General features: G+C 56.5%; 24 protein-coding genes, 2 tRNA genes and 1 other annotated feature. Of the genes, 11 read left to right on the forward strand and 15 right to left on the reverse strand.

Features of this window, described 5'->3' with window-relative positions; all coding sequences use genetic code 11:
- Nucleotides 1–4: 4 nt before the first annotated feature.
- The 9 genes from hisIE to hisL all read right to left on the reverse strand — a co-directional run bounded on the left by hisIE (nt 5) and on the right by hisL (nt 7,221).
- Nucleotides 5–616: a bifunctional phosphoribosyl-AMP cyclohydrolase/phosphoribosyl-ATP diphosphatase HisIE gene (gene hisIE, locus C3451_RS09890; protein WP_023306558.1), complete on the reverse strand. Its 612-nt coding sequence runs from the start codon at nt 614–616 to the stop codon at nt 5–7.
- Entirely contained in the window at nt 610–1,386 is a 777-nt protein-coding gene (gene hisF / locus C3451_RS09895; RefSeq protein ID WP_017383296.1) for an imidazole glycerol phosphate synthase subunit HisF, read from the reverse strand. The genes hisIE and hisF overlap by 7 nt, the downstream gene beginning before the upstream one ends.
- A complete protein-coding gene (gene hisA, locus C3451_RS09900) occupies nt 1,368–2,105 on the reverse strand; it encodes a 1-(5-phosphoribosyl)-5-[(5-phosphoribosylamino)methylideneamino]imidazole-4-carboxamide isomerase (protein WP_045623428.1) in 738 nt (245 codons plus the stop codon). The genes hisF and hisA overlap by 19 nt, the downstream gene beginning before the upstream one ends.
- The gene (gene hisH / locus C3451_RS09905) at nt 2,105–2,695 is read right to left on the reverse strand and encodes an imidazole glycerol phosphate synthase subunit HisH (RefSeq protein WP_003859485.1); all 591 of its coding nucleotides are present in this window, start codon (nt 2,693–2,695) and stop codon (nt 2,105–2,107) included. Before hisH ends, hisA begins: the two co-directional genes overlap by 1 nt.
- The gene (hisB, locus tag C3451_RS09910; RefSeq protein WP_045623426.1) at nt 2,695–3,762 is read right to left on the reverse strand and encodes a bifunctional histidinol-phosphatase/imidazoleglycerol-phosphate dehydratase HisB; all 1,068 of its coding nucleotides are present in this window, start codon (nt 3,760–3,762) and stop codon (nt 2,695–2,697) included. Before hisB ends, hisH begins: the two co-directional genes overlap by 1 nt.
- Nucleotides 3,759–4,820, reverse strand: coding sequence for a histidinol-phosphate transaminase (gene hisC, locus C3451_RS09915; protein ID WP_045623424.1), 1,062 nt, complete (start codon nt 4,818–4,820; stop codon nt 3,759–3,761). The genes hisB and hisC overlap by 4 nt, the downstream gene beginning before the upstream one ends.
- On the reverse strand, nt 4,817–6,121 hold the full coding sequence (gene hisD / locus C3451_RS09920; RefSeq protein WP_045623423.1) for a histidinol dehydrogenase: 1,305 nt from the start codon (nt 6,119–6,121) through the stop codon (nt 4,817–4,819). Before hisD ends, hisC begins: the two co-directional genes overlap by 4 nt.
- Before the next feature lie 5 nt (nt 6,122–6,126).
- Nucleotides 6,127–7,026, reverse strand: a complete 900-nt coding sequence (hisG, locus tag C3451_RS09925; RefSeq protein WP_032623983.1) for an ATP phosphoribosyltransferase — start codon at nt 7,024–7,026, stop codon at nt 6,127–6,129.
- A gap of 45 nt (nt 7,027–7,071) precedes the next feature.
- Nucleotides 7,072–7,195, reverse strand: a sequence feature (His leader region).
- The gene (gene hisL / locus C3451_RS09930) at nt 7,171–7,221 is read right to left on the reverse strand and encodes a his operon leader peptide (protein ID WP_099516347.1); all 51 of its coding nucleotides are present in this window, start codon (nt 7,219–7,221) and stop codon (nt 7,171–7,173) included. (Overlaps the previous feature by 25 nt.)
- Nucleotides 7,222–7,393: 172 nt before the next feature.
- On the opposite strand from hisL, the gene C3451_RS09935 reads away from it, so the two are divergent.
- The 4 genes from C3451_RS09935 to C3451_RS09950 all read left to right on the forward strand — a co-directional run bounded on the left by C3451_RS09935 (nt 7,394) and on the right by C3451_RS09950 (nt 10,819).
- Nucleotides 7,394–8,218 (forward strand): SDR family oxidoreductase, encoded by an 825-nt coding sequence (locus C3451_RS09935; protein WP_006811206.1) that lies wholly within the window; start codon nt 7,394–7,396, stop codon nt 8,216–8,218.
- A gap of 41 nt (nt 8,219–8,259) precedes the next feature.
- A complete protein-coding gene (locus C3451_RS09940; protein ID WP_022648603.1) occupies nt 8,260–9,189 on the forward strand; it encodes a LysR substrate-binding domain-containing protein in 930 nt (309 codons plus the stop codon).
- A gap of 219 nt (nt 9,190–9,408) precedes the next feature.
- Nucleotides 9,409–9,471, forward strand: coding sequence for a membrane protein YoeI (gene yoeI, locus C3451_RS09945; protein ID WP_099458931.1), 63 nt, complete (start codon nt 9,409–9,411; stop codon nt 9,469–9,471).
- A complete protein-coding gene (locus C3451_RS09950; protein ID WP_022648602.1) occupies nt 9,461–10,819 on the forward strand; it encodes an APC family permease in 1,359 nt (452 codons plus the stop codon). Before yoeI ends, C3451_RS09950 begins: the two co-directional genes overlap by 11 nt.
- A 129-nt stretch (nt 10,820–10,948) precedes the next feature.
- On the opposite strand, the gene sbcB is transcribed toward C3451_RS09950, so the two are convergent.
- Complete coding sequence (sbcB, locus tag C3451_RS09955; protein WP_169805759.1) at nt 10,949–12,376, reverse strand: exodeoxyribonuclease I; 1,428 nt, start codon at nt 12,374–12,376, stop codon at nt 10,949–10,951.
- Between the two features lie 200 nt (nt 12,377–12,576).
- On the opposite strand from sbcB, the gene dacD reads away from it, so the two are divergent.
- From dacD to C3451_RS09975, 4 genes are all read left to right on the forward strand, one after another.
- Entirely contained in the window at nt 12,577–13,749 is a 1,173-nt protein-coding gene (dacD, locus tag C3451_RS09960; protein ID WP_139154154.1) for a serine-type D-Ala-D-Ala carboxypeptidase DacD, read from the forward strand.
- Nucleotides 13,750–13,867: 118 nt separating this feature from the next.
- Entirely contained in the window at nt 13,868–14,341 is a 474-nt protein-coding gene (gene sbmC, locus C3451_RS09965; RefSeq protein WP_023300521.1) for a DNA gyrase inhibitor SbmC, read from the forward strand.
- Between the two features lie 91 nt (nt 14,342–14,432).
- Entirely contained in the window at nt 14,433–15,491 is a 1,059-nt protein-coding gene (locus tag C3451_RS09970; protein ID WP_022648598.1) for an FUSC family protein, read from the forward strand.
- A 147-nt stretch (nt 15,492–15,638) separates the two neighbouring features.
- Nucleotides 15,639–15,974 carry a DUF496 family protein gene (locus C3451_RS09975; protein WP_000450410.1) on the forward strand — a complete coding sequence of 112 codons (336 nt, stop codon included), beginning with the start codon at nt 15,639–15,641 and terminating at the stop codon, nt 15,972–15,974.
- A 137-nt stretch (nt 15,975–16,111) separates the two neighbouring features.
- Here the strand turns inward: C3451_RS09975 and C3451_RS09980 are convergent.
- Nucleotides 16,112–16,187 (reverse strand) — tRNA-Asn (locus tag C3451_RS09980).
- Between the two features lie 226 nt (nt 16,188–16,413).
- Here C3451_RS09980 and emmdR point away from each other — a divergent pair.
- Both emmdR and C3451_RS09990 read left to right on the forward strand, forming a co-directional pair.
- Complete coding sequence (gene emmdR / locus C3451_RS09985; protein WP_045623434.1) at nt 16,414–17,832, forward strand: multidrug efflux MATE transporter EmmdR; 1,419 nt, start codon at nt 16,414–16,416, stop codon at nt 17,830–17,832.
- Nucleotides 17,833–17,935: 103 nt separating this feature from the next.
- Nucleotides 17,936–18,011 (forward strand) — tRNA-Asn (locus C3451_RS09990).
- A 142-nt stretch (nt 18,012–18,153) separates the two neighbouring features.
- Here the strand turns inward: C3451_RS09990 and C3451_RS09995 are convergent.
- From C3451_RS09995 to shiA, 3 genes are all read right to left on the reverse strand, one after another.
- Nucleotides 18,154–19,926 carry an aminopeptidase P family protein gene (locus tag C3451_RS09995; protein WP_045623417.1) on the reverse strand — a complete coding sequence of 591 codons (1,773 nt, stop codon included), beginning with the start codon at nt 19,924–19,926 and terminating at the stop codon, nt 18,154–18,156.
- A gap of 15 nt (nt 19,927–19,941) precedes the next feature.
- Complete coding sequence (locus tag C3451_RS10000) at nt 19,942–21,396, reverse strand: AMP nucleosidase (RefSeq protein WP_124304301.1); 1,455 nt, start codon at nt 21,394–21,396, stop codon at nt 19,942–19,944.
- Nucleotides 21,397–21,472: 76 nt separating this feature from the next.
- The gene (gene shiA / locus C3451_RS10005; protein WP_022648594.1) at nt 21,473–22,789 is read right to left on the reverse strand and encodes a shikimate transporter; all 1,317 of its coding nucleotides are present in this window, start codon (nt 22,787–22,789) and stop codon (nt 21,473–21,475) included.
- A gap of 256 nt (nt 22,790–23,045) precedes the next feature.
- Here shiA and pagP point away from each other — a divergent pair, with 256 nt between their 5' ends.
- Nucleotides 23,046–23,621: a lipid IV(A) palmitoyltransferase PagP gene (pagP, locus tag C3451_RS10010; RefSeq protein ID WP_023300518.1), complete on the forward strand. Its 576-nt coding sequence runs from the start codon at nt 23,046–23,048 to the stop codon at nt 23,619–23,621.
- Here pagP and C3451_RS10015 read toward each other — a convergent pair.
- Complete coding sequence (locus C3451_RS10015; protein ID WP_160863192.1) at nt 23,618–24,541, reverse strand: acyltransferase family protein; 924 nt, start codon at nt 24,539–24,541, stop codon at nt 23,618–23,620. The two genes, pagP and C3451_RS10015, sit on opposite strands and share 4 nt — an antisense overlap.
- Between the last annotated feature and the right edge of the window lie 32 nt (nt 24,542–24,573).

The following is a 24,573-nucleotide window of genomic DNA, read 5'->3' on the forward strand; positions in this document are numbered from 1 at the left end:
TTTTTTATTTATGCCGTTTCCGCAGATTCTCAATCACCGTCGTTAAATCCAGCTCCTGATCCTGAAGCAGCACCAGCAAGTGATACATCAAATCCGACGCTTCGTTCGTCAGCTCCTCCCGATCATGCACGGTGGCCGCCAGCGCCGTTTCAACGCCTTCCTCACCCACTTTCTGCGCAATCCGTTTGGTGCCGCTGGCGTACAGCTTCGCCGTGTACGAGCTCTCGGGATCCGCTGATTTACGCTCTGCCAGCAGCTGTTCCAGCTGATAGAGGAACAGCCACTGATGGCTCGCCTCGCCGAAGCAGCTGCTGGTGCCTTTGTGGCAGGTCGGCCCAATCGGGTTGACCAGCACCAGCAGGGTGTCGTTGTCGCAGTCTGGCGTAATGCTGACCACGTTCAGGAAGTGACCCGAGGTTTCCCCTTTCGTCCACAGGCGCTGTTTGGTGCGCGAGAAAAACGTCACCTTGCCGCTGTCGAGCGTTTTTGCCAGTGCCTCCTGGTTCATGTATCCCAGCATCAGCACTTCGCCTGAAACGGCATGCTGTACAACCACCGGCAGTAATCCGTCAGTTTTTTCCCAGTCCAGCTGCGCCTGTTGTTGCTCTGTTAACATACCCTGATCTCCACGCCCTGGTCGGCCAGGTACGTTTTTAACTCACCAATATTGATAATCTGTTTGTGGAACACGGAAGCGGCCAGCGCGCCGTCAACGTTCGCATCGCGGAAGGCTTCAAGGAAGTGTTCCATGGTGCCCGCGCCGCCGGAGGCAATCAGCGGAACCTGGCAGACCGCGCGCACTTTTTTCAGCTGCTCCAGGTCGTAACCGTTACGAACGCCGTCCTGGTTCATCATGTTCAGAACGATTTCACCCGCACCGCGTTTTTGCACTTCCTGCACCCAGTCCAGCGTCTCCCATTGGGTGACGCGCGTGCGGCTTTCATCGCCGGTGTACTGGTTAACGTGATATTTTCCCGTTGCGGCATCAAACCAGGTGTCGATCCCCACGACAATGCACTGCACGCCAAAGCGATCCGCCAGACGCGTAATCAGCTCCGGGTCGGCCAGGGCAGGGGAGTTAATGGAAATTTTGTCCGCACCGAAAGAGAGAATCTTCGCCGCATCGTCAGCAGATTTGATCCCGCCCGCCACACAGAAGGGAATATCAATCACCTCTGCCACGCGCGCCACCCAGCTTTTGTCCACCACGCGGCCATCGCTGGAGGCGGTGATATCGTAAAATACCAGTTCGTCTGCGCCTTCTTCGGCATAGCGTTTTGCCAGCGGAACGATGTCGCCAATGATCTCGTGGTTGCGGAACTGCACGCCTTTTACAACCTGACCATCACGCACGTCCAGGCAGGGAATTATCCGTTTTGCCAGCATTGAATCGCCTCCTTCACCGTAAATTTGCCTTCCAGCAGCGCGCGACCCACGATCACGCCGCGTACACCGGTTCCGCGCAGAGCAGCGATATCCGCCAGGTCGCCGATACCGCCAGAGGACTGGAACGCCACCTGCGGATAACGCGCGCAAACCTCTTCATACAGCGAGACGTTAGAGCCTGCGAGCGTGCCATCGCGTGAAATATCCGTGCACAGCACATGCTTTAGCCCTACGGGGAGATACATCTCAACCAGCTCTTCCAGCGTCACGCCGGAGTTTTCCTGCCAGCCGCTGACCGCGACCTGCTTGTTACCCTGTTCGTCAATGCGCACATCCAGCGCCAGCACCAGCGCATCCGCGCCGAAGCGGCGGAACCAGCCCTTGACCGTCTCAGGATCTTTCACAGCGGTCGAACCGACTACCACGCGCGCCACGCCCGCGTCCAGTAAGGCGGTAACATCGGCTTCCGTACGCACGCCGCCGCCCACCTGCACCGGGACGTCCACGCCAGTCACCAGTGTTTTAAGCAGCGGGATCTGGCGCTTCGCCGGATCTTTCGCGCCGGTCAGATCGACCAGGTGCAACACCTCAGCGCCTTCAGCGGCGTAAGCCTGTAACCGCGGCAGCGGGTCGTTGCCATAGTCGCGCTGCTGCCCGTAATCACCCTGATGGAGACGAACAACCGTGCCGTCAATTAAATCTAAAGCGGGAATTATCATCACATCTCCAGGAAATTTTTCAGCAGCTGCGCACCGGCGGCGCCGGAGCGTTCCGGGTGAAACTGCACGCCGTAAAAGTTATCTTTCTGCACTGCGGCGGTGAACGCCTCGCCGTAATTGCACTGGGCGATGGTGTAGGTATTCACGGGCATGGCGTAGCTGTGGACGAAGTAGAAGTACGCGCCGTCTTCGATTCCCTGGAACAGCCTGTTGCCCGCCTTCGGATAAACGCGGTTCCAGCCCATGTGCGGCAGCGGCAGGCCGTGGTCGGTCATTTTCGGCACGTCTTCTTCTATAATGCCCAGCAGATCGACGCCGTTGCTCTCTTCGCTGCGGCGGCCAAGCAGCTGCATGCCGAGGCAAATGCCCAGCACCGGTTGAGTACAGGCTTTGATGAGATCCACCAGCTCGCGCTCGTGGATCTGATCCATCGCCGCCTGGGCGGTGCCTACGCCCGGCAGAAAGAGTTTATCCGCGCGCAGCACCACGTCCGGGTCGCGGCTCACCACCGGCTCGTAGCCGTGGCGCATAATCGCCGACTGTACGGAGTTCAGGTTGGCGCATCCGGTGTCCAGAATCACCACGTTCATTACAGCACTCCTTTCGACGAGGGAAGGGCGTCACCTTCCACGCGGATCGCCTGGCGCAGGGTACGGCCCAAGGCTTTGAACAGGCTCTCAACGCGGTGGTGATCGTTTTTGCCTTTGGTTTTCAGGTGCAGCGTCAGGCCCATGGTGTAAGAAAGCGAGCGGAAGAAGTGCTCCACCATCTCGGTGCTGAGATCGCCCACGCGCTGGTAGGTGAAGTCGGCTTTATATTCCAGGTGCGGACGCCCGGAGATATCCATCGCGCAGCGCGCCAGGCACTCGTCCATCGGCAGAACAAAGCCGAAGCGGTTGATGCCGCGTTTGTCGCCGAGCGCCAGCTTCAGGGCTTCGCCCAACGCCAGGCCGGTATCTTCCACGGTGTGGTGATCGTCGATATACAGGTCGCCCTTAACGGCGATCTCCATGCGGAAGCCGCCGTGAGTGGCGATTTGATCCAGCATGTGGTCGAAGAAACCGACGCCGGTGTGGATCTTGCTGCCGCCTTCACGATCGAGCCAGACCTTCACGTCGATCTGCGTCTCTTTGGTGTTGCGTTCTACGTGAGAATAGCGGTCGCGTCTGGTGAGCTGCTCGCTAATCATCGCCCAGTTTAGCGTGTCGCGGTTATAGCGCAGGCCTGCAATGCCCATATTTTCGGCCAGCGTGATGTCCGTGACGCGATCGCCAATCACATAGCTGTTCGCTTTATCCAGCGTCTCGTCCGCCAGATAACGTTCAACAAGCTTCACTTTTGGCTTGCGGCAGTCGCATTCGTCGGCAGGCATGTGCGGGCAGATCAGCACCTCGTCGAAGGCGATGCCCTGCGAGGTCAGCACCTGCATCATCAGGTTGTGCGGGCCGTCAAAGTCCGCCTGCGGGAAGCTGTCTGTGCCCAGACCGTCCTGGTTGGTGATCATCACCAGCTTATAGCCTGCTTTCTGAAGCTTCAGCAGCACCGGGATCACGTCGGGTTCAAAGGCCAGCTTGTCGAAACGATCGACCTGAAAATCGCTGGGTGGCTCCGAGATGATGGTGCCGTCACGATCGATAAAGAGATACTTCTGACTCATACTTTCTCCGCTTTCAGGGCGTCAATCACGCGCTGGCTCTCCGCGCGGGTGCCGACGGTAATACGCAGGCAGCCGCTCAGGGTAGGTTGTTTATTCTGGTCTCGTAAGATAATGCCCTGATCCCACAACGATTTAAATATCGCGCTTGAGGCGGTGAAGCGCACCAGGATGTAGTTGGTCTCCGAGTCGAACACCTGCTCCACGCACGGAATCGTTTTCAGGGCATCGACTAGATACTGACGCTCCTCCAGGATCTGCGCCACACGCTCGCGCATCGCGCTGATGCCCTGCGGGGCCAGCGCCTGTGCCGCAATATCGGCAACCGGCGTTGAGAGCGGATACGGGGCGATCACTTTTATCAGCAGGTCGATAACCGCTTTATTTGCCAGCGTAAAACCGCAGCGAAGACCGGCGAGAGCGAACGCTTTGGACAGAGTGCGCAGCACAACGAGATGCGGATACTCTTCAATCCAGCCTGCCAGCGTCGCCTGCGGGCAGAACTCAATGTAGGCTTCGTCGGCCACAACCAGCGCTTTGCCGCGCGTCATTTCCAGCAGGGAACGGATATCCTGCGGATTGATAATCTGCCCGGTCGGGTTGTTCGGGCTACAGACAAACACCACCTTCACGCCGTCGAGGTTATCGGCGATGCCCTGCAAATCCAGCTGCCAGTTGTCCAGCGCCTGCACGTTGCGGCAGGCCACGCCAAAGGTTTCGGCGCTGACGCTGTACATCCCGTAGGTGGGCTGGCAGTACATCACCGCGTCTTTACCCGGCTCGCAGAAGGCGCGGATCAGTAGCTCAATCCCTTCATCCGCCCCACGGCTGACCAGCACCTGCTCAGGCTTCACGCCTGCGTACTGCGCATAGTTCTCGATCACCGCTTTCGGCTGACACTCCGGGTAGCGGTTCAGCGTCTGCTGCGAGAGCTCAAAGGCCACCGCCGTGGGGTATTCGTTGGCATTCAGCCAGACGTCGCCGTTCCCGCCGAGACGACGCGCAGACTGATAGGGCGTCAGGCGACGGACATTTTCGCGGGCTAATTCTTCGATGTTCATGCTTGCTCCTTCAGGGCGGCAACGCGCAGCGTCACGGCATTTTTGTGGGCAGTCAGGCGCTCGGCGGCGGCCAGGGTTTCGATGGTCGACGCCAGCGAGGCAAATCCCTCGCGAGAGAGTTCCTGCACGGTCATGCGCTTCTGGAAATCCGCCAGCCCCAGGCTGGAGCAGGTTGAGGTATAGCCATACGTGGGCAGCACGTGGTTGGTGCCGGAGGCGTAATCCCCGGCGGATTCCGGTGACCAGTCCCCGAGGAACACCGAGCCTGCGCTGGTTATGCTGTCGACCAGATCGCGCGCGTTGCGGGACTGAATGATCAGGTGCTCCGGCCCGTACTGATTGGAGATGGCGATGCACTGGTCGATATCGCGAGCCACAATCAGTCGGCTGGCCGATAGCGCCTGACGCGCCGTTTCCGCACGCGGCAGGTCGGCCAGCTGACGCTCAACGGCATCGCCCACGCGTTTTGCCATATCGGCATCTGGCGTCAGTAAAATCACTTGCGAGTCAGGGCCGTGCTCGGCCTGCGAGAGCAGGTCAGAGGCCACGAAATCCGGTGTAGCGCCGCTGTCGGCAATCACCAGCACTTCAGACGGACCGGCAGGCATATCAATCGCCGCGCCGTCCAGACGCTGACTGACCTGGCGCTTCGCTTCGGTAACGTATGCGTTGCCCGGACCAAAGATTTTGTCGACTTTGGGAACAGACTCCGTCCCGAACGCCAGGGCGGAAATCGCCTGCGCGCCGCCCACTTTATAGATCGCCTGCACGCCGCACAGCTTCGCCGCATACAGGATCTCATCGGCGATCGGTGGTGGAGAGCAGAGCACCACCTTCTGACAACCGGCAATACGTGCCGGAGTGGCCAGCATCAGGACGGTCGAAAACAGCGGGGCAGAGCCGCCAGGAATATAGAGGCCAACGGACGCCACCGGGCGCGTCACCTGCTGGCAGCGCACGCCGGGCAGGGTTTCCACATCCACCGCCTGCAATTTCTGCGCGGTGTGGAAGGTATCAATATTTTTCACCGCGACGGCCATCGCCTGTTTGATCTCATCCCCAAGGCGGCTTTCCGCCCCGGCGATCTCCTGTGCGGTGACCTGTAACGCGTCGACCTCAGTTTTATCAAACTTCGCGCTGTACTCGCGCAGCGCGTCGTCTCCGCGGGCTTTGACGTTATCGAGGATCTCCGCCACGGTGCGGGTGATGCTCTCTGAGGCTGAAATTGCCGGGCGCATCAGCAGCTCACGCTGTTGTGCGTCGCTACAGGTATTCCAGTCGATGATTGTGTTAAAGCTCATGGTCGTTACTCCATCATCTTCTCAATTGGCAGCACCAGAATAGAACTCGCGCCCAGCGCCTTCAGTTTTTCCATCGTTTCCCAGAACAGGGTTTCGCTGCTGACCATGTGCATCGCCACGCGCTGCTGGTCGCCCGCCAGCGGCAGAATGGTTGGACGCTCAGCACCTGGCAGCAGGGCAATCACTTCGTCCAGGCGCTCGGTCGGCGCATGCATCATGATGTATTTGGATTCACGCGCCTGAATCACGCCCTGAATGCGGGTCAGCAGTTTGTCGATGAGCTGCTGTTTAGCCTCCGCCATCTCGCCGTCGCGCTGGATAAGGCACGCTTTTGAGCGGTAGATCACCTCCACTTCGCGCAGGCCGTTGGCTTCCAGCGTGGCGCCGGTGGAGACGAGGTCACAGATGGCATCGGCCAGGCCCGCGCGTGGCGCCACTTCAACAGAGCCATTCAGCAGACAAGATTTAAACTGCACGCCTTTTTGATCGAGGTAACGCTTCAGCAGGTGAGGGTAAGAGGTGGCGATACGTTTGCCGTTCAGCGCGGCCGGGCCATCCCAGGCTTCATCAACCGGCGTGGCCAGCGACAGGCGGCAGCCGCCGAAGTCCAGACGACGCAGGGTAAAGTAGCGTGGATCTTCGCCCTGCGCGCGGCGGGTTAATAACTCTTCTTCCAGTACGTTTTCGCCGATGATGCCGAGGTCAACGACGCCATCCATGACCAGGCCCGGAATATCGTCATCACGTACGCGCAGAATGTCGATCGGCATATTTTCAGCCAGGGCGATCAGGCGCTGGGTGTGCAGGTTGATTTTAATCCCGCAGCGGGCCAGCAGTTCGCGTGAATCATCGCTTAAACGGCCTGATTTTTGAATAGCTATGCGTAAACGTGAGTTATCTAACATTCTGTGTTCCTCGTTAACCTGTTTTAACCTGTCTGAATGCGGTCCAAAAAAAAGCCCCCGGAAGAAGATCTTCCGGGGGCTTTTTCATGCGTTCATGCACCACTGGAAGATCCAAACGTCTTCCAGCACACATCGCCTGAAAGACTAGTCAGGATGATGGTGATGATGGTGGTTTTTAAAAGGAACGCGTGTCATATAAATTCTCGTTGAATGCTTATGCATTTGATGTCTTTTAACCTAAACCAGTTGTACGCCATAAAGCAAGGGCTTTTTTTGATCATTAATTCATTTCATATTGATGGTATGAATTGTGCGTTCCATAAGGCTGGCGTAGCCTTATAACAGGCGTCGTTAAGCGGAGAATGTCATGAAAAAGGTCGCGATTGTCGGATTAGGGTGGTTAGGAATGCCACTGGCGATGTCATTAGCCGCGAAAGGCTGGCAGGTGACAGGGAGTAAGACCACGCGGGACGGGGTTGAGGCGGCGCGCATGTGCGGCATTGATGGTGTCGAGCTGCGTCTCGAACCCGAGCTTATCTGCGATACCGACGAGCTGGATGAACTGATGAATGTGGACGCACTGGTCATTACCTTACCGGCGCGGCGCAGCGGGCCGGGCGAGACGTTTTACCTGCAGGCGGTGCAGGAGATTGTCGACAGCGCCCTGGCGCACCATATTCCGCGTATCATTTTCACCAGCTCGACCTCCGTCTATGGCGATATCGACGGTACGGCGAAAGAAAACACCGAGCGCCGTCCGGTAACCGCCAGCGGACGGGTACTGAAAGAGCTGGAAGACTGGCTGCACAATCTGCCTGGCACGCAGGTGGATATTTTACGCCTCGCCGGGCTGGTGGGGCCGGGGCGTCATCCGGGACGCTTCTTTGCCGGTAAATCCGCGCCGGATGGTCAGCACGGCGTTAACCTTGTACACCTTGAAGATGTTATCGGTGCGATAGAGCTGCTTTTACAGGCTCCGAAAGGGGGGCACATCTATAATATATGTGCGCCTTCGCATCCGCCACGCAGCACCTTTTATCCGCTGATGGCGCGCCAGCTGGGTCTGGCGCCGCCGGTGTTCAGTGAGGCGCAGGGGGAGCGCAAAGGCAAAATTATTGATGGCAATCGTATTTGCCATGAACTGGGATTTGAGTATCAGTATCCCGATCCGCTGGTTATGCCCATGGAATAATTGCGCCGGCGGAGGCCATCGCACACCGCAAGGGGGCGAAGATGAAACCGCTGCTGGATGTTCTTGTTATTCTGGATGCGCTGGAAAAAGAGGGGAGCTTTGCCGCCGCCTCGGCGAAGCTCTATAAAACCCCTTCGGCTCTGAGCTACACCGTGCAAAAGCTCGAGAGCGATCTTAATATTCAAATTCTTGACCGCACTGGCCATCGCGCGCGTTTCACCCGTACTGGGCAGATGCTGCTGGAAAAAGGGCGTGACGTGCTGCATACGGTTCGCGAGCTGGAAAAACAGGCCGTCAAACTTCATCAGGGCTGGGAAAATGAGCTGGTGATTGGGGTTGATGATACTTTCCCTTTTTCGCTGCTTACCCCGCTTATTGAGGCGTTCTATCAGCGCCATAGCGTCACGCGGCTGGTTTTTATCAACGGCGTGCTGGGCGGCTCGTGGGACGCCTTAACGCAGGGCAGGGCGGATATCATCGTTGGAGCGCTGCATGAGCCTCCTCAACTGAGTGAATTTGGTTTCGCCCGGCTGGGCGTTCTGGAGCAGATCTTTGCCGTTGCGCCTCACCACCCGCTGGCGAATGAACCGGAGCCTGTTTCAAGACGCGTCATTAAAAACCATCGCGCCATTGTGGTGGGAGACAGCTCCCGCCCCGAGTGCGGCATTTCATCGCAGCTTCTGGATGAGCAGGAGGCCATCACCGTTTTTGATTTTAAAACCAAGCTGGAACTGCAAATAAGCGGCCTGGGGTGCGGCTACCTTCCCCGTTATTTAGCACAGCGCTTTATTGAAAGCGGCGCGCTGGTGGAAAAACAGGTTTTAGCGCAAAGCAGTAACGAATCGGTATGGGTGGGCTGGAATGAACAGACCGCCGGGCTTGCCAGCGCCTGGTGGCGAGACGAAATTTTAGCAAATAGTGCTATCGCCACAGTTTACACTCAGGCAGATGATGGGAAATCAACCAGTTAGTAAAATTAATTTATGGGCAGGTTTCTCAATGTATTGCCTTTTGTATCTGGAATAGGGCAAAATGCCGCCGCTGCAAACAAATGAATAATCGACGATATAAAAGGCGTCGGTTATTTTTTTTTGCATGTACGAAACGAAACTAAAAACCAAGAGGCCGGGCTTCGTACCGGATAGATATTTACTAAAATCCGACAGTTGTTGTCGCTGAGGAAGAAAGAAATGGGGCAATTTTTCGCTTACGTGGCGGTTATCACCGTAAAGGAGAATAACTATGTCGCATAACGCAACTCCAAACACCTCTCGCGTGGAATTACGTAAAACGCTTACGTTGATTCCGGTTGTTATGATGGGCCTTGCCTATATGCAACCGATGACGCTGTTCGATACATTCGGTATCGTATCAGGCCTTACTGACGGTCACGTTGCAACGGCGTACGCCTTTGCACTGGTCGCCATTCTCTTTACAGCGCTGAGCTACGGTAAACTGGTTCGCCGTTTCCCGTCCGCTGGCTCTGCGTACACCTATGCTCAGAAATCCATTAGCCCGGCTGTTGGCTTTATGGTGGGCTGGTCATCACTGCTGGACTACCTGTTCATGCCGATGATCAACATTCTGCTGGCAAAAATTTACTTCGAAGCGCTGGTACCTTCCGTACCATCGTGGATCTTCGTTGTGGCGCTGGTGGCCTTTATGACCATCTCTAACCTGCGCAGCATCAAGACCGTGGCTAACTTCAACACCCTGATCGTGATCCTTCAGATGGGGATTGTTGCGGTTATCGTTGGGCTGATCATCTACGGCGTTTCCCACGGTGAAGGCGCAGGTACGCTGACCAGCACCCGTCCGTTCTGGTCTGAAGGTGCGCACGTTGTGCCGATGATCACCGGGGCGACTATCCTGTGCTTCTCGTTCCTGGGCTTCGACGGTATCTCTTCTCTGTCTGAAGAGACCAAAGATGCCGAGCGTGTGATCCCGAAAGCGATTTTCCTGACCGCGCTGATTGGCGGCCTGATCTTCATCGGTGCGTCTTATTTCTTACAGCTGTACTTCCCGGATATCTCTCGCTTTAAAGATCCGGATGCATCGCAGCCTGAAATCATGCTGTACGTGGCGGGTAAAACCTTCCAGTGGGGCGTGCTGATCTTCTCCAGCGTCACCGTACTGGCATCCGGTATGGCAGCGCACGCGGGCGTTTCTCGTCTGATGTACGTGATGGGCCGTGACGGTGTGTTCCCAACTCGCTTCTTTGGTTACGTGCATCCGAAATGGCGTACCCCGGCGTGGAACGTGCTGCTGGTGGGCGCGATTGCCCTGCTGGCAATCAAGTTCGACCTGGTAACGGCCACTGCGCTGATTAACTTTGGTGCGCTGGTGGCGTTCACCTTCGTTAACCTCTCCGTGATTTCGCAGTTCTGGATCCGTGAGAAGCGCAACAAGACGCTGAAGGACCACATCAACTATCTGGTGCTGCCAGTGTGTGGTGCCCTGACGGTGGGCGCCCTGTGGATCAACCTGGAAGAGAGCTCAATGGTTCTGGGTCTGATCTGGGGTGCAATCGGTCTGATTTACCTGGCTTGCGTAACGAAGAGCTTCCGCAACCCGGTTCCTCAGTACGAAGACGTCGCGTAAGACTGTGTCGGGTGGCGGCTTCGCCTTACCCGACCTACGGACTTCTACACCGTAGGCCCGCGTAAGCGAAGCGCCACCGGGCAAAAAAAAAGCCGGAGACATCGCCTCCGGCTTTTTTGTACCCGCTACTCAGACAATTTCTTGCGCGTACTGGAACAGCGCTTTCAGCAGCGCCTGTTTCTCAGCATCCCCTTCATACTGGCCGTAAAGCATCTCCAGCTCCTGGGCATAGCTATTAAGAAACTCCGGTGTAAACACGTTGCGCCGATGCTGTAACCAGCGCTCCTGCTCTGCTTCATCCAGCGAGCCGGGATAGTTGCGCGCACGGTAGTTAAACATCAGCTTCTCAATACGCTTATCTGCGAAGGTGATATCCAGCGCGGGCAGGTTACGCGGGTCGGTTTGCAGCACGATGTTCATCGCCGCGCGATCGGCATCGCTGAAGAAGCCGTTATAAAGCTGCGCATCCACATTATCAGACGGCATGAACGGCTCTGCTTCGGCAAAAATGGCGACGACTTTCTCGCGCACCTGCGGGTTGTCGCGCAGCACTTTCAGGTTATCGAGGCAGTGCTGACGGTTAATCCCCAGCCGGTCGGCGTCTTCCGGGCGCAGCGTGTTGGCCTGCGCAAGCACCGGGCATTTATTGATGTGCACCAGTTTTACCGGTACGGCTGGCAGGTCACCCAGCGCCTCTTTCGGCGTATAAAGCCGTTCACGTAAGGTGTCGCTGTCGAGCTCAAGCAGCGGCGAGATATCCCCGGCAAGATCCACCATGATGACGGCGTTACGGTTGTCTGGATGCCAGGCAAGCGGCGCCACCCAGCTTGTGTTCCCGCGCCACGCACCGAACATCCCTGAAATATGCACCAGCGGTTTCATCTGCGGCACGTCAATCAGCGTCATCAGCTTTTGCTTGCTGCGATGGCTCAGCAGATACTCAAACAGGCGAGGCTGCGCGGTTTTTACGAGCTTCGCCATAGCGATGGTCGCGTAGACGTCTGCCATCGCGTCGTGGGCGTTGCTGTGCTCAATGCCGTTGGCCCGCGTCAGATGCTCGAGCCTGAAGCTCGGCAAGCCGTCGTCGTTCTCCGGCCAGTTAATTCCCTCCGGGCGCAGCGCATAGCAGGCGCGCATAATATCCAGCAAATCCCAGCGCGAATTGCGGTTTTGCCAGCTCCAGGCATACGGATCGTAGAAGTTGCGGTAGAAGATATTGCGCGTCACTTCATCGTCAAAACGGATGTTGTTGTAACCCACCACGCAGGTATTGGGCACCGTGAACAGGTCGTGGATGCGACGGGCAAATTCTGCTTCGCTAACGCCTTTATCCCGCGCTTCCTGAGGGGTGATGCCCGTCACCATCACCGCGCCCGGCTGCGGCAGATAGTCATCGGCGGGTTTACAGTAAAACACCTCGGGTTCGCCGATGACGTTAAATTCGTCATCGGTTCGGATAGCCGCAAACTGCGCCGGTCGGTCCAGCGCCGGATGGGTGCCAAAGGTTTCGTAATCGTGGAACAAAAAAGTCGGGCGCGCGGCAGAGTCAGACACCAGTAATCTCATCCTGTTAAAAATTGACGTCTCTATGGTAAACGATTGGGGTGAGCAGTCCGAATAAAAAGCACCTTCAGGCAAGAAATTTGCGAGATTTGTTCCGAAAAAATCTGCGTGCTGTCACATTTTTTTGCAATTAAGGCAGGTAACGACATCAGAACTCCCGTAAAAAGGTCATCGATTTTTACTGACCTGAGGATATACCGTTGAAACGCCGTCTGTTTATTGCTGTTTCTTTACTCGCTTCGAGTATTTCATCCGCGCTGGCTGCCGAGCCGCTGGATTTTTCACCTCAGCCGCCTGCCATCCAGGCAGGATCCTGGGTATTGATGGATTACACCACGGGTCAAATCTTAACGGCGGGCAACGAACATCAGCAGCGTAATCCGGCGAGCCTGACCAAACTGATGACGGGGTACGTTGTCGATCGTGCTATTGATAGCCACCGCATCAGCCCCGATGACATTGTGACGGTCGGACGTGACGCCTGGGCAAAAGGCAATCCGGTCTTTGACGGTTCGTCGCTGATGTTTCTGAAGGAGGGCGATCGGGTTTCCGTGCGCGATCTCAGCCGCGGCCTGATTGTTGATTCCGGCAATGACGCCTGCGTGGCGCTGGCGGATCACGTGGCGGGCGGTCAGCCGCAGTTCGTCAGGATGATGAATGACTACGTTGAAAAGCTGAACCTGCGCGATACCCACTTCGAAACCGTACACGGGCTGGATGCACCGGGTCAGCACAGCTCCGCTTACGATCTCGCCGTGCTGTCCCGGGCCATCATTCACGGCGAGCCTGAGTTCTATCACATGTACAGCGAAAAGAGCCTGACCTGGAACGGCATCACCCAGCAGAACCGCAACGGCCTGCTGTGGGATAAGACCATGAACGTGGATGGCCTGAAAACGGGTCACACCTCGGGCGCGGGCTTTAACCTGATTGCCTCCGCGGTGGACGGTCAGCGTCGACTGATTGCGGTGGTGATGGGGGCAGACAGCCCGAAAGGACGTGAAGATCAGGCGCGCAAGCTGCTGCACTGGGGACAGCAAAATTTTGATACGGTGCAGATCCTGCATAACGGTAAAAAAGTGGGAACCGAGCGCATCTGGTACGGCGATAAAGAGCAGATCGCGCTGGGCACGGATCAGGACTTCTGGCTGGCATTACCCAAATCGGAAGTGCCGAACATCAAGGCGAAATACGTGATGGATAAAAAAGAGCTGGAAGCGCCGATCGCCGCGCATCAGCGGGTAGGGGAGATCCAGCTGTACGATCGTGACAAGGTGGTAGCGCACTGGCCATTGGTTACGCTGGAGCGCGTTGAAAAGGGCGGCCTTTTCTCCCGCCTCGGCGATTATCTGCATCATAAACTCTAACCTTTTCGGGCAGACTGGCAGTGTTGCGAGTCTGCTCACATAATAAACACTCCTGGTTTGCCGATAATCTCGATCCTGCTTTATAGTGTATATATATACAGTAGTAAACGGAGGCAGCATGGACTACAGCATCAGGCAGCAACAGAAACGTACGATCGCAGGCTTTCATCTCGTGGGGCCGTGGGAAAAGACGGTCAAGCAGGGATTTGAACAGCTGGTCATGTGGGTAGATGGACGACATATTCAGCCGCAGGAGTGGGTGGCCGTTTATTATGACAATCCGGATGACGTGCCGGCAGAAAAGCTTCGCTGCGTTACAGCCGTAACGGTAGCGGACGATTTCACTATCCCTGATAACAGCGAAGGGGTAATTATGACCGAAATCGCTACCGGGGAGTATGCTATTGCCGCCGCGCGCGTCGAAAATCATGATTTCGCCACCCCGTGGTATCAGTTCTTCAACTCCCTGCTGGAAGACAGCAAATTCCAGATTGCGCCAAAACCCTGCTTCGAACGCTATCTGAACGATGGCAATGCTGACGGCTACTGGGATATTGAGATGTTTGTACCGGTAGAGCACAAAGTGGGATAATCCTGCGAAACGCAGGGTTTTTCAGCCGGGCGCGATCCACCCGGCTGAAAACACAGTACAATTGTGGTTTGCCGTAGAGCTGGAGACGGGTGTGCGCCCCGACAAGTCATTAACCCCTTTTGAAATTCGGTTATACAAACATTATCGCGTGGTGCACGGTTGCCGCATTGCGCTGGCGTTTGTGCTGACCTTCGTACTGGTTCGTTTGCTGGATATCCCGGAAGGAACGTGGCCGCTGATCACGCTGGTGGTGGTGATGGGGCCGATCTCATTCTGGGGGAACGTGGTCCCTCGCGCTTTCGAACGCATAGGCGGTACCGTTTTAGGCTCGGCGCTTGGGCTTATCGCCCTGAAGCTGGAGCTAATTTCATTTCCGTTCATGTTGCTGTGGTGCGCGGTGGCGATGTTTCTTTGCGGATGGCTGGCCCTCGGCAAGAAACCGTATCAGGCGCTGCTGATTGGCATTACGCTCGCCGTTGTGGTCGGCGCACCGGCGGGCGATATGACCACCGCATTGTGGCGAAGCGGGGACGTGATCCTCGGCTCGTTGCTCGCCATGCTGTTTACCGGCATCTGGCCGCAGCGCGCCTTCCTGCACTGGCGCATTCAGATGGCAAACTACGTCACGGCATTTAACCGGGTTTACCAGGCCGGGTTTTCGCCGAATCTGATTGAGCGTCCGCGGCTGGAAAAGCACCTGCAAAAAATCCTTAATGATGTGGTCAAAATGCGCGGGTTAATTACCCCGGCAAGCAAAGAGACGCATATCCAGAAAGCCATTTTTGAAGCCATTCAAACGGTCAGCCGTAATCTGGTCTGTATGCTTGAACTGCAAATCAATGCCCACTGGGCCTCACGCCCCAGCCATCTTCTGATGCTCAACGCGCATACGCTGAAAGAGACGCAGCAGATGACGCAACAGACCCTGCTGACCATCGCTCATGCACTTTACGAAGGTAACCCACAGCCGATACGGGCGAACAGCGAGCGGCTGAATGACATCGTCATCGAGCTCAAACAGCTGATGAATGAGCGTCAGGGCGACAATGTGTCGGAAACGCCCATCCACGGCTATGTCTGGCTGAGTATGGAGCTGGCGCGACAGCTGGAGTTGTTATCGCAGCTGATTTGCCGGGCACTGCGCAAATAAAAAGCGTATGTGATGCCTGCTGCTTCGATTCAGCAACAATTAGGGTTATGATGGTTTTAAACGATATACTCATTGTCATTCGCAGCCGCTGTCTGTTAAAACGGTTGCTTTAACGAATCCGAATCTCACATTATCAGGGGTGTAAAAATGGAAACTACCAAGCCTTCGTTCCAGGATGTTCTGGAGTTCGTCCGCCTGTTCCGCCGCAAAAACAAGCTACAGCGCGAAATCCAGGACGTAGAGAAGAAGATCCGTGACAACCAGAAACGTGTCCTGCTGCTGGACAACCTGAGCGACTACATCAAGCCAGGTATGAGCGTTGAAGCCATTCAGGGCATCATCGCCAGCATGAAGAGCGATTATGAAGATCGCGTTGATGACTACATCATCAAAAACGCTGAGCTGTCCAAAGAGCGTCGCGACATCTCCAAAAAGCTGAAAGTGATGGGCGAAATCAAAAACGTCGACGCTAAAGGCGAGTAATCGCACACTCTGTTGCCCGGTGGCGCTGCGCTTACCGGGCCTACAGGACCGTAGGTCGGGTAAGCGCAGCGCCACCCGACAATTTTACTGAACGCAGAAAAGCAAAAAGCCTGCTCTAAAAGCAGGCTTTTTAAATTTGGCTCCTCTGACTGGACTCGAACCAGTGACATACGGATTAACAGTCCGCCGTTCTACCGACTGAACTACAGAGGAATCGTTGTGGAGGCTTATCTTAGCGGCGAAAAAACTTTTGTCAAACCTGATCTCAGGCAAAAGTGATTGTTTGATGATTCTGTCGTCATTTTGTTGTAAATCCAAACATAATTTTATGGAAAATACTTTGCAGGATACGCATTTCTGCCCCATCATTTGAAATGGAGTTTCAACTTTCTCGTTAAGGCCCATTTTGAACGTCACCGCACCCCTGCGCCAGGCGATTATGCGCACGCCCTGGTATGCAAAACGTAAGAGTTATCGAGTTCTGTTCTGGCGTGAAATCACCCCCCTTGCTGTGCCTATTTTCCTGGAGAATACCTGCGTCCTGTTGATGGGGGTGTTAAGCACCTTCCTGGTGAGCTGGCTCGGTAAAGAAGCCATGGCCGGGGTAGGGTTGGCGGACAGTTTCAACATGGTTGTGATGTCCTTCTTTGCCGCTATCGATCTCGGTACAACGGTAGTGGTGGCGTTTAGTCTTGGGAAACTTGATCCAAAACGCGCCCGGGAGGCGGCCAGACAGTCGCTGATGATCATGACCCTCTTTTCGATCATCCTGGCGGCGGTTATCCATTATTACGGCAAAGAAATTATCGACATCGTCGCGGGTGAAGCGACAAGTGAAGTGAAGGATCTGGCGCTCACCTATCTGGAAATGACGGTGCTGAGCTATCCGGCGGCTGCCATCGCGCTGATTGGTAGCGGTGCGCTTCGTGGCGCAGGGAATACCAAAATTCCGCTGCTAATAAACGGCGGCATGAACATCCTGAACATCATTATCAGCAGCGTTTTGATTTACGGCGTCTTTTCCTGGGAGGGGCTGGGCTTTGTCGGCGCGGGATTAGGGCTGACCATTTCCCGCTATATTGGTGCGGCGGCGATAATCGGCGTGCTGATGGCGGGAATTACGCCATCGCTGCGCCTGACGCTTAAAAGCTATTTCCGTCCGCTTAACTTCGCCATTATCTGGGAAGTGATGGGGATCGGTATTCCGGCCAGCATCGAATCCGTGTTGTTTAACGGTGGGAAACTGCTGACGCAGATGTTTGTTGCCGGGATGGGAACAGACGTCATCGCCGGCAACTTTATTGCCTTCTCCATCGCCTCGCTCATTAACCTGCCCGGAAACGCACTGGGATCGGCGTCGACGATCATCACCGGCAGACGCCTCGGAAAGGGGCAGATAGGGCAGGCGGAACGGCAGCTTCGGCATGTCTTCTGGCTTTCAACCATTGGACTGACGGCGATTGCGTGGGGAACTGCGCCTTTAGCCGGGCTGATGGCCTCGTTCTATACGCATGAAAATGACGTGAAAGAGGTCGTGAAGGTGCTGATTTGGCTCAACGCGGCGTTTATGCCAATTTGGGCCGCGTCCTGGGTACTTCCTGCCGGGCTGAAAGGGGCGCGCGATGCCCGGTTTGCGATGTGGGTCTCCATGCTCGGCATGTGGGGCTGCCGCGTCGTGGCGGGCTACACGCTGGGGGTAATGTTAGGTATGGGCGTTGTCGGCGTCTGGCTGGGGATGTTCCTTGACTGGGCCGTGCGCGGGGCGCTGTTCTACTGGCGCATGGTGAGCGGACGCTGGCTGTGGAAATATCCGCGAAAAAAACCGGAGCAGGAGGTTTCGGAAACGGCAAGTGCCTGACAAATGTGCGAAGTGGAGAATAAATCGGCAAACGATTGAAAATCTGCATTCACCCTTTGACATCCTCAGGGCGCATCGATAATATGCGCCCCGTTCACACGATTCCTCTGTAGTTCAGTCGGTAGAACGGCGGACTGTTAATCCGTATGTCACTGGTTCGAGTCCAGTCAGAGGAGCCAAATTAAAAAAGCCTGCTTTTAAGCAGGCTTTTTGCTTTTCTGCGTTCAGTAAAATTGTCGGGTGGCGCTCCGCTTACCCGACCTACAAAAACATCGAATCGTAGGCCGGGTAAGGCGAAGCCACCACCCGGCAAAAGCCGCACTACCGGTTCACACGTATTGGCGCCGTTGCCTCCACCAGCCACGGCCGCGCATCGCTGTCCACCCGGGGTGAAAGCGCCTCTCGTACCTGCTGGTGGTACTCATCCAGCCACTGTTTTTCTGACTCGCTCAACAGATGCAGCTCCACCTGGCTTAAATCGATTGGGATCAGCGTCAGCGAGGCAAACTTACAAAATCCCGGACGGCTTTCGACAATCTCCACCTGGTTTTCAATGCGAATACCGTGGCTATCGCCCAGGTAGTAACCCGGCTCAATGGTCATAATATTGCCCGCCACCAGCGGCCACGGGTTGACCTTTTGCGCAAAACGGTGCGGGTTCTCGTGGATCAGAAGCTGATGCCCTACGCCATGCCCGGTGCCGTGGTCGTAATCCAGTCCCAACTCCCACAGCGGACGGCGCGCAAAGGCATCCAGCTGGTGCCCCTGAGTGCCGGACGGGAACTGAAGGGTAATCAGCGACAGGAAGCCTTTAAGCACTGCGGTGTAGTGCAAACGCTGCTGTGGATCGACCTTTCCCCAGGCCAGGGTACGCGTCGCGTCCGTGGTGCCGTTGCGGTACTGCCCCCCGGAATCATTCAGGTAAAAGTGGTCGTGGCCGATGGGCTTGTTGCTGGCCTCGCTTGAGTGGTAATGGCACATCGCCGCGTTACTCGCGGAAGCGGAAATGGTGGCGAAACTCGGCTCGACAAAGCCAGGCTGTTGCAGGCGGAACGCAAGCTGTTTCGCCTGCACGTCAAGCTCGGTCAGCGGCATTCCCGACGCGGCCCGCTGAGGAACTTCCCGGCTCAGCCAGGCCAGGAAATTCACCCATGCCGCACCGTCCTGGTGATGACATTCACGATAGCCCGCCAGCTCCACCGGGTTTTTCGAAGCTTTCATCAGGGTGATCGGGTCGGTCTGCCAGATAATTTCCCCCTGAGGTTCAACCGCAAAGCGTAACGCCACCGGTGCGGAATCGGGATCGATCATGACCCGCTTACCCTGCGCAAGCTGCCTACAGCGCGGGATAAAGGCTTCCTGAGGCGCAATCGTGAAGGCGTTCCGCACGGCATCCGGCAGCGCATTCAGCTTGCTGTCATCCACAAACCATTCCACCGCACCCTCGCGGCTCAGCAGGGCAAACGACAGAGGCACCGGGCAAAAGGGGATATCTGAGCCCCGCACGTTCAGCAGCCAGGCGATATTGTCCGGCAGGGTAACGGCCAGATAATCCGCGCGGTGCTCTGCCAGCACGGCGGCGGCGCGCTGGCGTTTGGCGGCGCTGCTTTCGCCGCTGATGTCTACAGGCATCTCGCGGATAAGCCCTGCGGGGGCGGCAGGGCGGTCAACCCAGAGGGTATCGAACGGAGAGCGCGCGAGCGGTACCAGTTCGCACGGCGTGGCCGAGAGCCGCGTAAACTCTGCATTGGTCATCAGCAGCGTATCAAAGCCGATGCGCGTGCCGGCCGCAACGTTTTTCGCCAGCCACTCGGCCAGCGGCTCGTTGTGCAGATGGTGGATCTCCACCTCGTGGAGATTGACCTGTACGCGGGCCTGAACCTGATAGCGTCCGTCAACAAACAGCAGCGCTCTGTCTTTCAGTACCAGCGCCAGCCCCGCCGAGCCGTCAAAGCCCGTCAGCCAGGCCAGCTTTGCATCATACGGTGCGCAAGATTCGCTCTGCCAGGCATCGGCGCGCGGCACAATCATCCCGTCGAGCTGATTGTCCTGTAGCCACTGGCGCAGGGCCGTAAGCGGTGATGTGGTGTGCATATTGTGTCCTTAGTATCACCTAAACGGTGGCTCATTGAAGGTGCGCAGCTTACGGGAATGCAGTTTGTCGCCCTCTGCACGCAGTAAATCGATGGCGCGAATACCAATCTGAAGGTGCTCTGAGATCGCCCCTTCGTAGAAACGGTTCGCCTGACCCGGCAGTTTGATCTCGCCGTGCAGCGGTTTATCGGACACGCACAGCAGCGTGCCGTACGGGACGCGGAAGCGGTAGCCCTGCGCGGCAATGGTGGCACTTTCCATATCGATCACGACCGCACGGCTGAGATTGAAACGCAGGGCGGAGGCGGAATAGCGAAGCTCCCAGTTACGATCGTCGGTGGTGACGACCGTACCGGTACGCAGGCGCTGCTTCACCTCTTCACCCGGCATGCCGCTCACCTCTTTGGTGGCGTCGTACAGGGCGCGCTGTACTTCAGCGATACTCGGGATAGGAATGTCCGGCGGCAGAACCGCGTCAAGGACATGGTCGTCACGCAGATAAGCGTGGGCGAGGACATAATCACCAATCAGCTGGCTTTCACGCAGGCCGCCGCAGTGGCCGATCATCAGCCAGACGTCCGGGCGCAGAACCGCCAGATGGTCGCAGATGGTTTTCGCATTCGACGGGCCAACGCCGATGTTAATCAACGTAATGCCCTGACCGTCGGCGGTAACCAGGTGCCAGGCGGGCATCTGGTGCTTTTTCCACGCCAGGTCGGAGATGGCCTCTTCCGGTGCTTCGGTTTCGGCGGTGATCCAGATCCCGCCCGCGCAGGAGAGAGCGATGTAAGGGCTGTCCGGGTCAAGGATCTGGCTACAGCCCCAGCGGACAAATTCGTCTACATAGCGGGTGTAGTTGGTAAACAGTACGAACGGCTGGAAATGTTCGGCTGGGGTGCCGGTGTAGTGGCGCAGGCGTGCCAGCGAAAAATCGACACGGCGGGCATCAAAGTGCGACAGCGGTGAAAACTCTGCCGGGTGATAGATCCCGTCCGCCGTCTCATCGCCAATCTGCGACAGCTCAGTGGTCGGGAAATGGCGGGTCAGCCCCGCGCTCATGGAGCGATCCAGCGTCAGCGCTGAGCCGTCTATCACGTACGGGTAAGGGATCTCGTGCAGGGACGGTTCAACGCTGATATGCGCGCCGTAATCCTGATACAGCAGGGTAAGCTGCTCTTCCAGGTAGGGGCGGAACAGCGCAGGACGCGTGATGGTCGTGCTGTAACAGCCGGAGTGGGTGAAACGCGCATAGGCGCGGGTTTTCGGATTGCTGCTGGCGCTGCCGTCCCAGGTGACAGAGAGCGATGGATAAACAAAAAGGCCCTGGGTTCTGGCCTTTTCATCGGGAAGTTTCCCTGTTTCGATATAGTCACTGATGGCGCTGCGCAGTGCATTGACGGACTGTTCATACAGCGCGTCGAGTTTTTCCAGCGCCTGAGCCGGGGTCAGGCTGGAGCCCTTATTATTCATGTCTGTCTCCTTGTTCCACAGGTGTGCGGCTATACCCGATAGTATGTCACACGCCTGTGAAACAAAAGTGAGGAGATCAGCTGTGCGCGGTTTCCTTCATCAACAGGGCGGTGGCAGCAGAAAGCAGGCAACCTGCCAGCAGATAAATCGCCACGCTATGCCAGTTCCCGCCGGAGAACGTCACCAGCGCGGCGGCGATAAACGGCGTAAACCCGCCGCCGACCACGCTCGCCACCTGATATCCCACGCCCGCGCCGCTGTAGCGGTAGCTTGCGCCAAACAGCTCGGTAAACATCGGCTGCTGCACGCAGACCACCATATCGTGAGCGATGTTCGCGAGCATGATCGCGAAGAAGACAATCCAGAAGACCGACTGGGCCTCCAGCGCCATAAAGAACGGCCAGGCGCTGAGTGTGCCGATAAGCGCCCCGGTGATATACACCCGTCGACGGCCAAAGCGATCCGCCAGCCAGGCGAAGCAGGGGATGGTCAGGCAGCTGATCCCGCCCACCACCAGGCCAATGTTCAGGAACAATTCCCGCGGCAGGCCGAGGTTTTGCGTGGAGTAGTTGAGGGCGAAGGCGGTGACGATATACATCGTCAGCAGTTCGCACAGGCGCAGGGCGATAATTTTCAGAAAAGCGCCAGGGTGCTGCACCAGCGCTTCCATCACCGGCAGCCGTTTTTTCGCGACCGGTTTTTCGCGTTGCTGCTGCTCAAACTCAGCCGACTCTTCCATGCCGTTACGGATCCACAGGGCCACCACGACCAGCACAATGCTGAAGATAAACGGAATACGCCAGCCCCAGCTCAGGAACTGCTCGTCTGTCGTGAGCTGGCTTATGAGCGACACCAGGCCCGTGGAGAGCAGCAGACCCACGCCATAACCTACCTGCACGCCGCTGCTGTAGAACGCTTTCTTGTTCTTCGGCGCGCTTTCCACGGACAGCAGTGCCGCGCCGCCCCATTCGCCGCCGACGGCAAAGCCCTGAATGGCGCGAAGCGTCACCAGCAACACCGGGGCCCACCAGCCAATCGATGCAAAGGAGGGCAAAATACCGATCAGCGCGGTGGCAATGCCCATCATCCAGACGGTGAGCATCAGCATGCGCTTACGGCCAAGGCGGTCACCGAAGTGGCCGAAAATTATCCCGCCCAGCGGACGAAACAGAAAACCGACGCCGAAGGTGGCAAACGCAGCAAGCGTGCCCATGGCGGGGCTGATCTGAGGAAAGAATTCACGGTTAAAGACCAGCGCAGCAGTAATACCGTAGAGCAGAAAGTCATACCAGTCGACGACGGCGCCTGCGAAGCTACCTAAAGCGGCGCGGCGGGCGCGGTTAAGCGAAGGTGTCTCCTCGTTGCGGCGAGCGGAGATGAGGGTGGAGTCCATAGTTGTCCTGTCTGTACTGATTTTTAATTATTGGTATAAGAAAAGGTCACTCACGTTGCAGCCGTCATATTGACGGAACGTATGAGACTACCGCGACAGACGGCCTGAGAAAACGTTTTTATCTTTCCTGAAAGCGCAGAATCAATAAATTTCATCTTATCGGGTCCCAATATAAATCAGCCTGTTTGGCTCCGGTTAGGGCTGAATGGTTTACAGTAATAATGATCGCTGTGTGACGTAAGCTGAGGGAATAACGATGCAACGCCTCTTTCCTGCACTCTGGGTAGTCCTGTTTTTGGTGGCTTCGCCGCTGCATGCGGAGCCAAAAGTCTACGGCGAACAGCGCATCCACCGCTGGTGGGATGCGGTAACAGACGATATTTCCCAGACCTGGGAGCAGCCGGATCGTTACGATCTCTACCTGCCGTTTCTGAGCTGGCATGCCCGCTTTATGTATGACAAAGAGAAAACGGATAACTACAACGAAATGCCGTGGGGCGGCGGACTGGGCGTTTCTCGCTACAACGACGAGGGCAACTGGAGCGCACTCTTTGCCATGATGTTTAAAGATTCACATAACGAGTGGCAGCCCGCGATGGGCTACGGCTGGGAAAAGGGCTGGTATCTGGATAACGCAAAAGATTTCCGTCTGGGGCTGGGGGCCGCCGCGGGGATCACCGCGCGCGACGACTTTGCTAACTATGTCCCGCTGCCGTTTATCTTCCCGCTTTTCTCTGCCGGATATAAGCGCGTCACCGTCCAGTTCACCTATATTCCCGGAACCTACAACAACGGCAACGTGCTGTTTGCCTGGCTGCGCCTGGGCTTTTAAAGGGTGATCACTTTTTTGGCCACTGCGTTGGACAGAATCAGCAGCGAAAACAGGACCGACGTAACAAAGGTGAGCACAATCAGAGCAAGTTTGGTGCTCAGGGACGTTACCGGAATGAGCGCCGTCAGCAGGTGAAACACCGAGTAGTGCATGATATAGACCCCGGTCATCGTTTTGCTAATGGCGGCCAGCACGGACTCTTTAAACTCCGCATTGCGGCGAAAACGTACGCCGTTGGCCGCAATCACCAGGGCAATAATCAGGATGTAGATTTGCGATCCGGTGAGGATAAAGGCGTTTCTGTCCGCTTTAAATAGCGCAAAAAAGAAATGCCGTTCGTAAAACCACGTGAAGAGATAGATAAACGGTATGGCAATCACCGCTGCCCTGACCACATTTTTGCGGCCGATCCACGCCGCAATCTGCGGATCGCAAAAGAGCTGCCCCGTCAGATAAAACAGCAGCCACGTCCACAGGCGATACTGCGGCGACAATGAAAGCACGTGGACATCAGGATAGAGGGCTGACAGCAAATCGTACCCGTATGAGAAAAGCAGCAGGGTGACAATCACCCCGCAAAACAGCGTTCGCCGCTGGCTGAGCCACTCCACCGCCGGATGAAAAGTGTAAATCACGACAAACGCGAACACGAACCAGGGCTGGATCAGATATCCGCGCTGATAGGGCTCCCACAGGTAGTAAATGGTTACCCAGAACAGAAAGACGATCACCAGGCTTTTGATCTTATCCAGCTGCCAGCGCGTGCCGTGTCGGGATTGCCCATCCAGATACCCTGCAACCACAAAAAACAACGGCGTGGCGATGGTCGAAATGAAGGTTAAAAAACCGAGGATCCAGTGATAGTCATAATCGTAATGGTCCCAGGTGTTGTAGATGGTGAAGAAGGTGACCGCCGTCATACAGCCCAGCGTCTTGATGATGTTCAGCCCTG

The organism is Enterobacter sp. 301B (genome assembly GCF_003850715.1).
In the GTDB taxonomy this organism is placed as follows: Bacteria; Pseudomonadota; Gammaproteobacteria; order Enterobacterales; family Enterobacteriaceae; genus Enterobacter; species Enterobacter intestinihominis.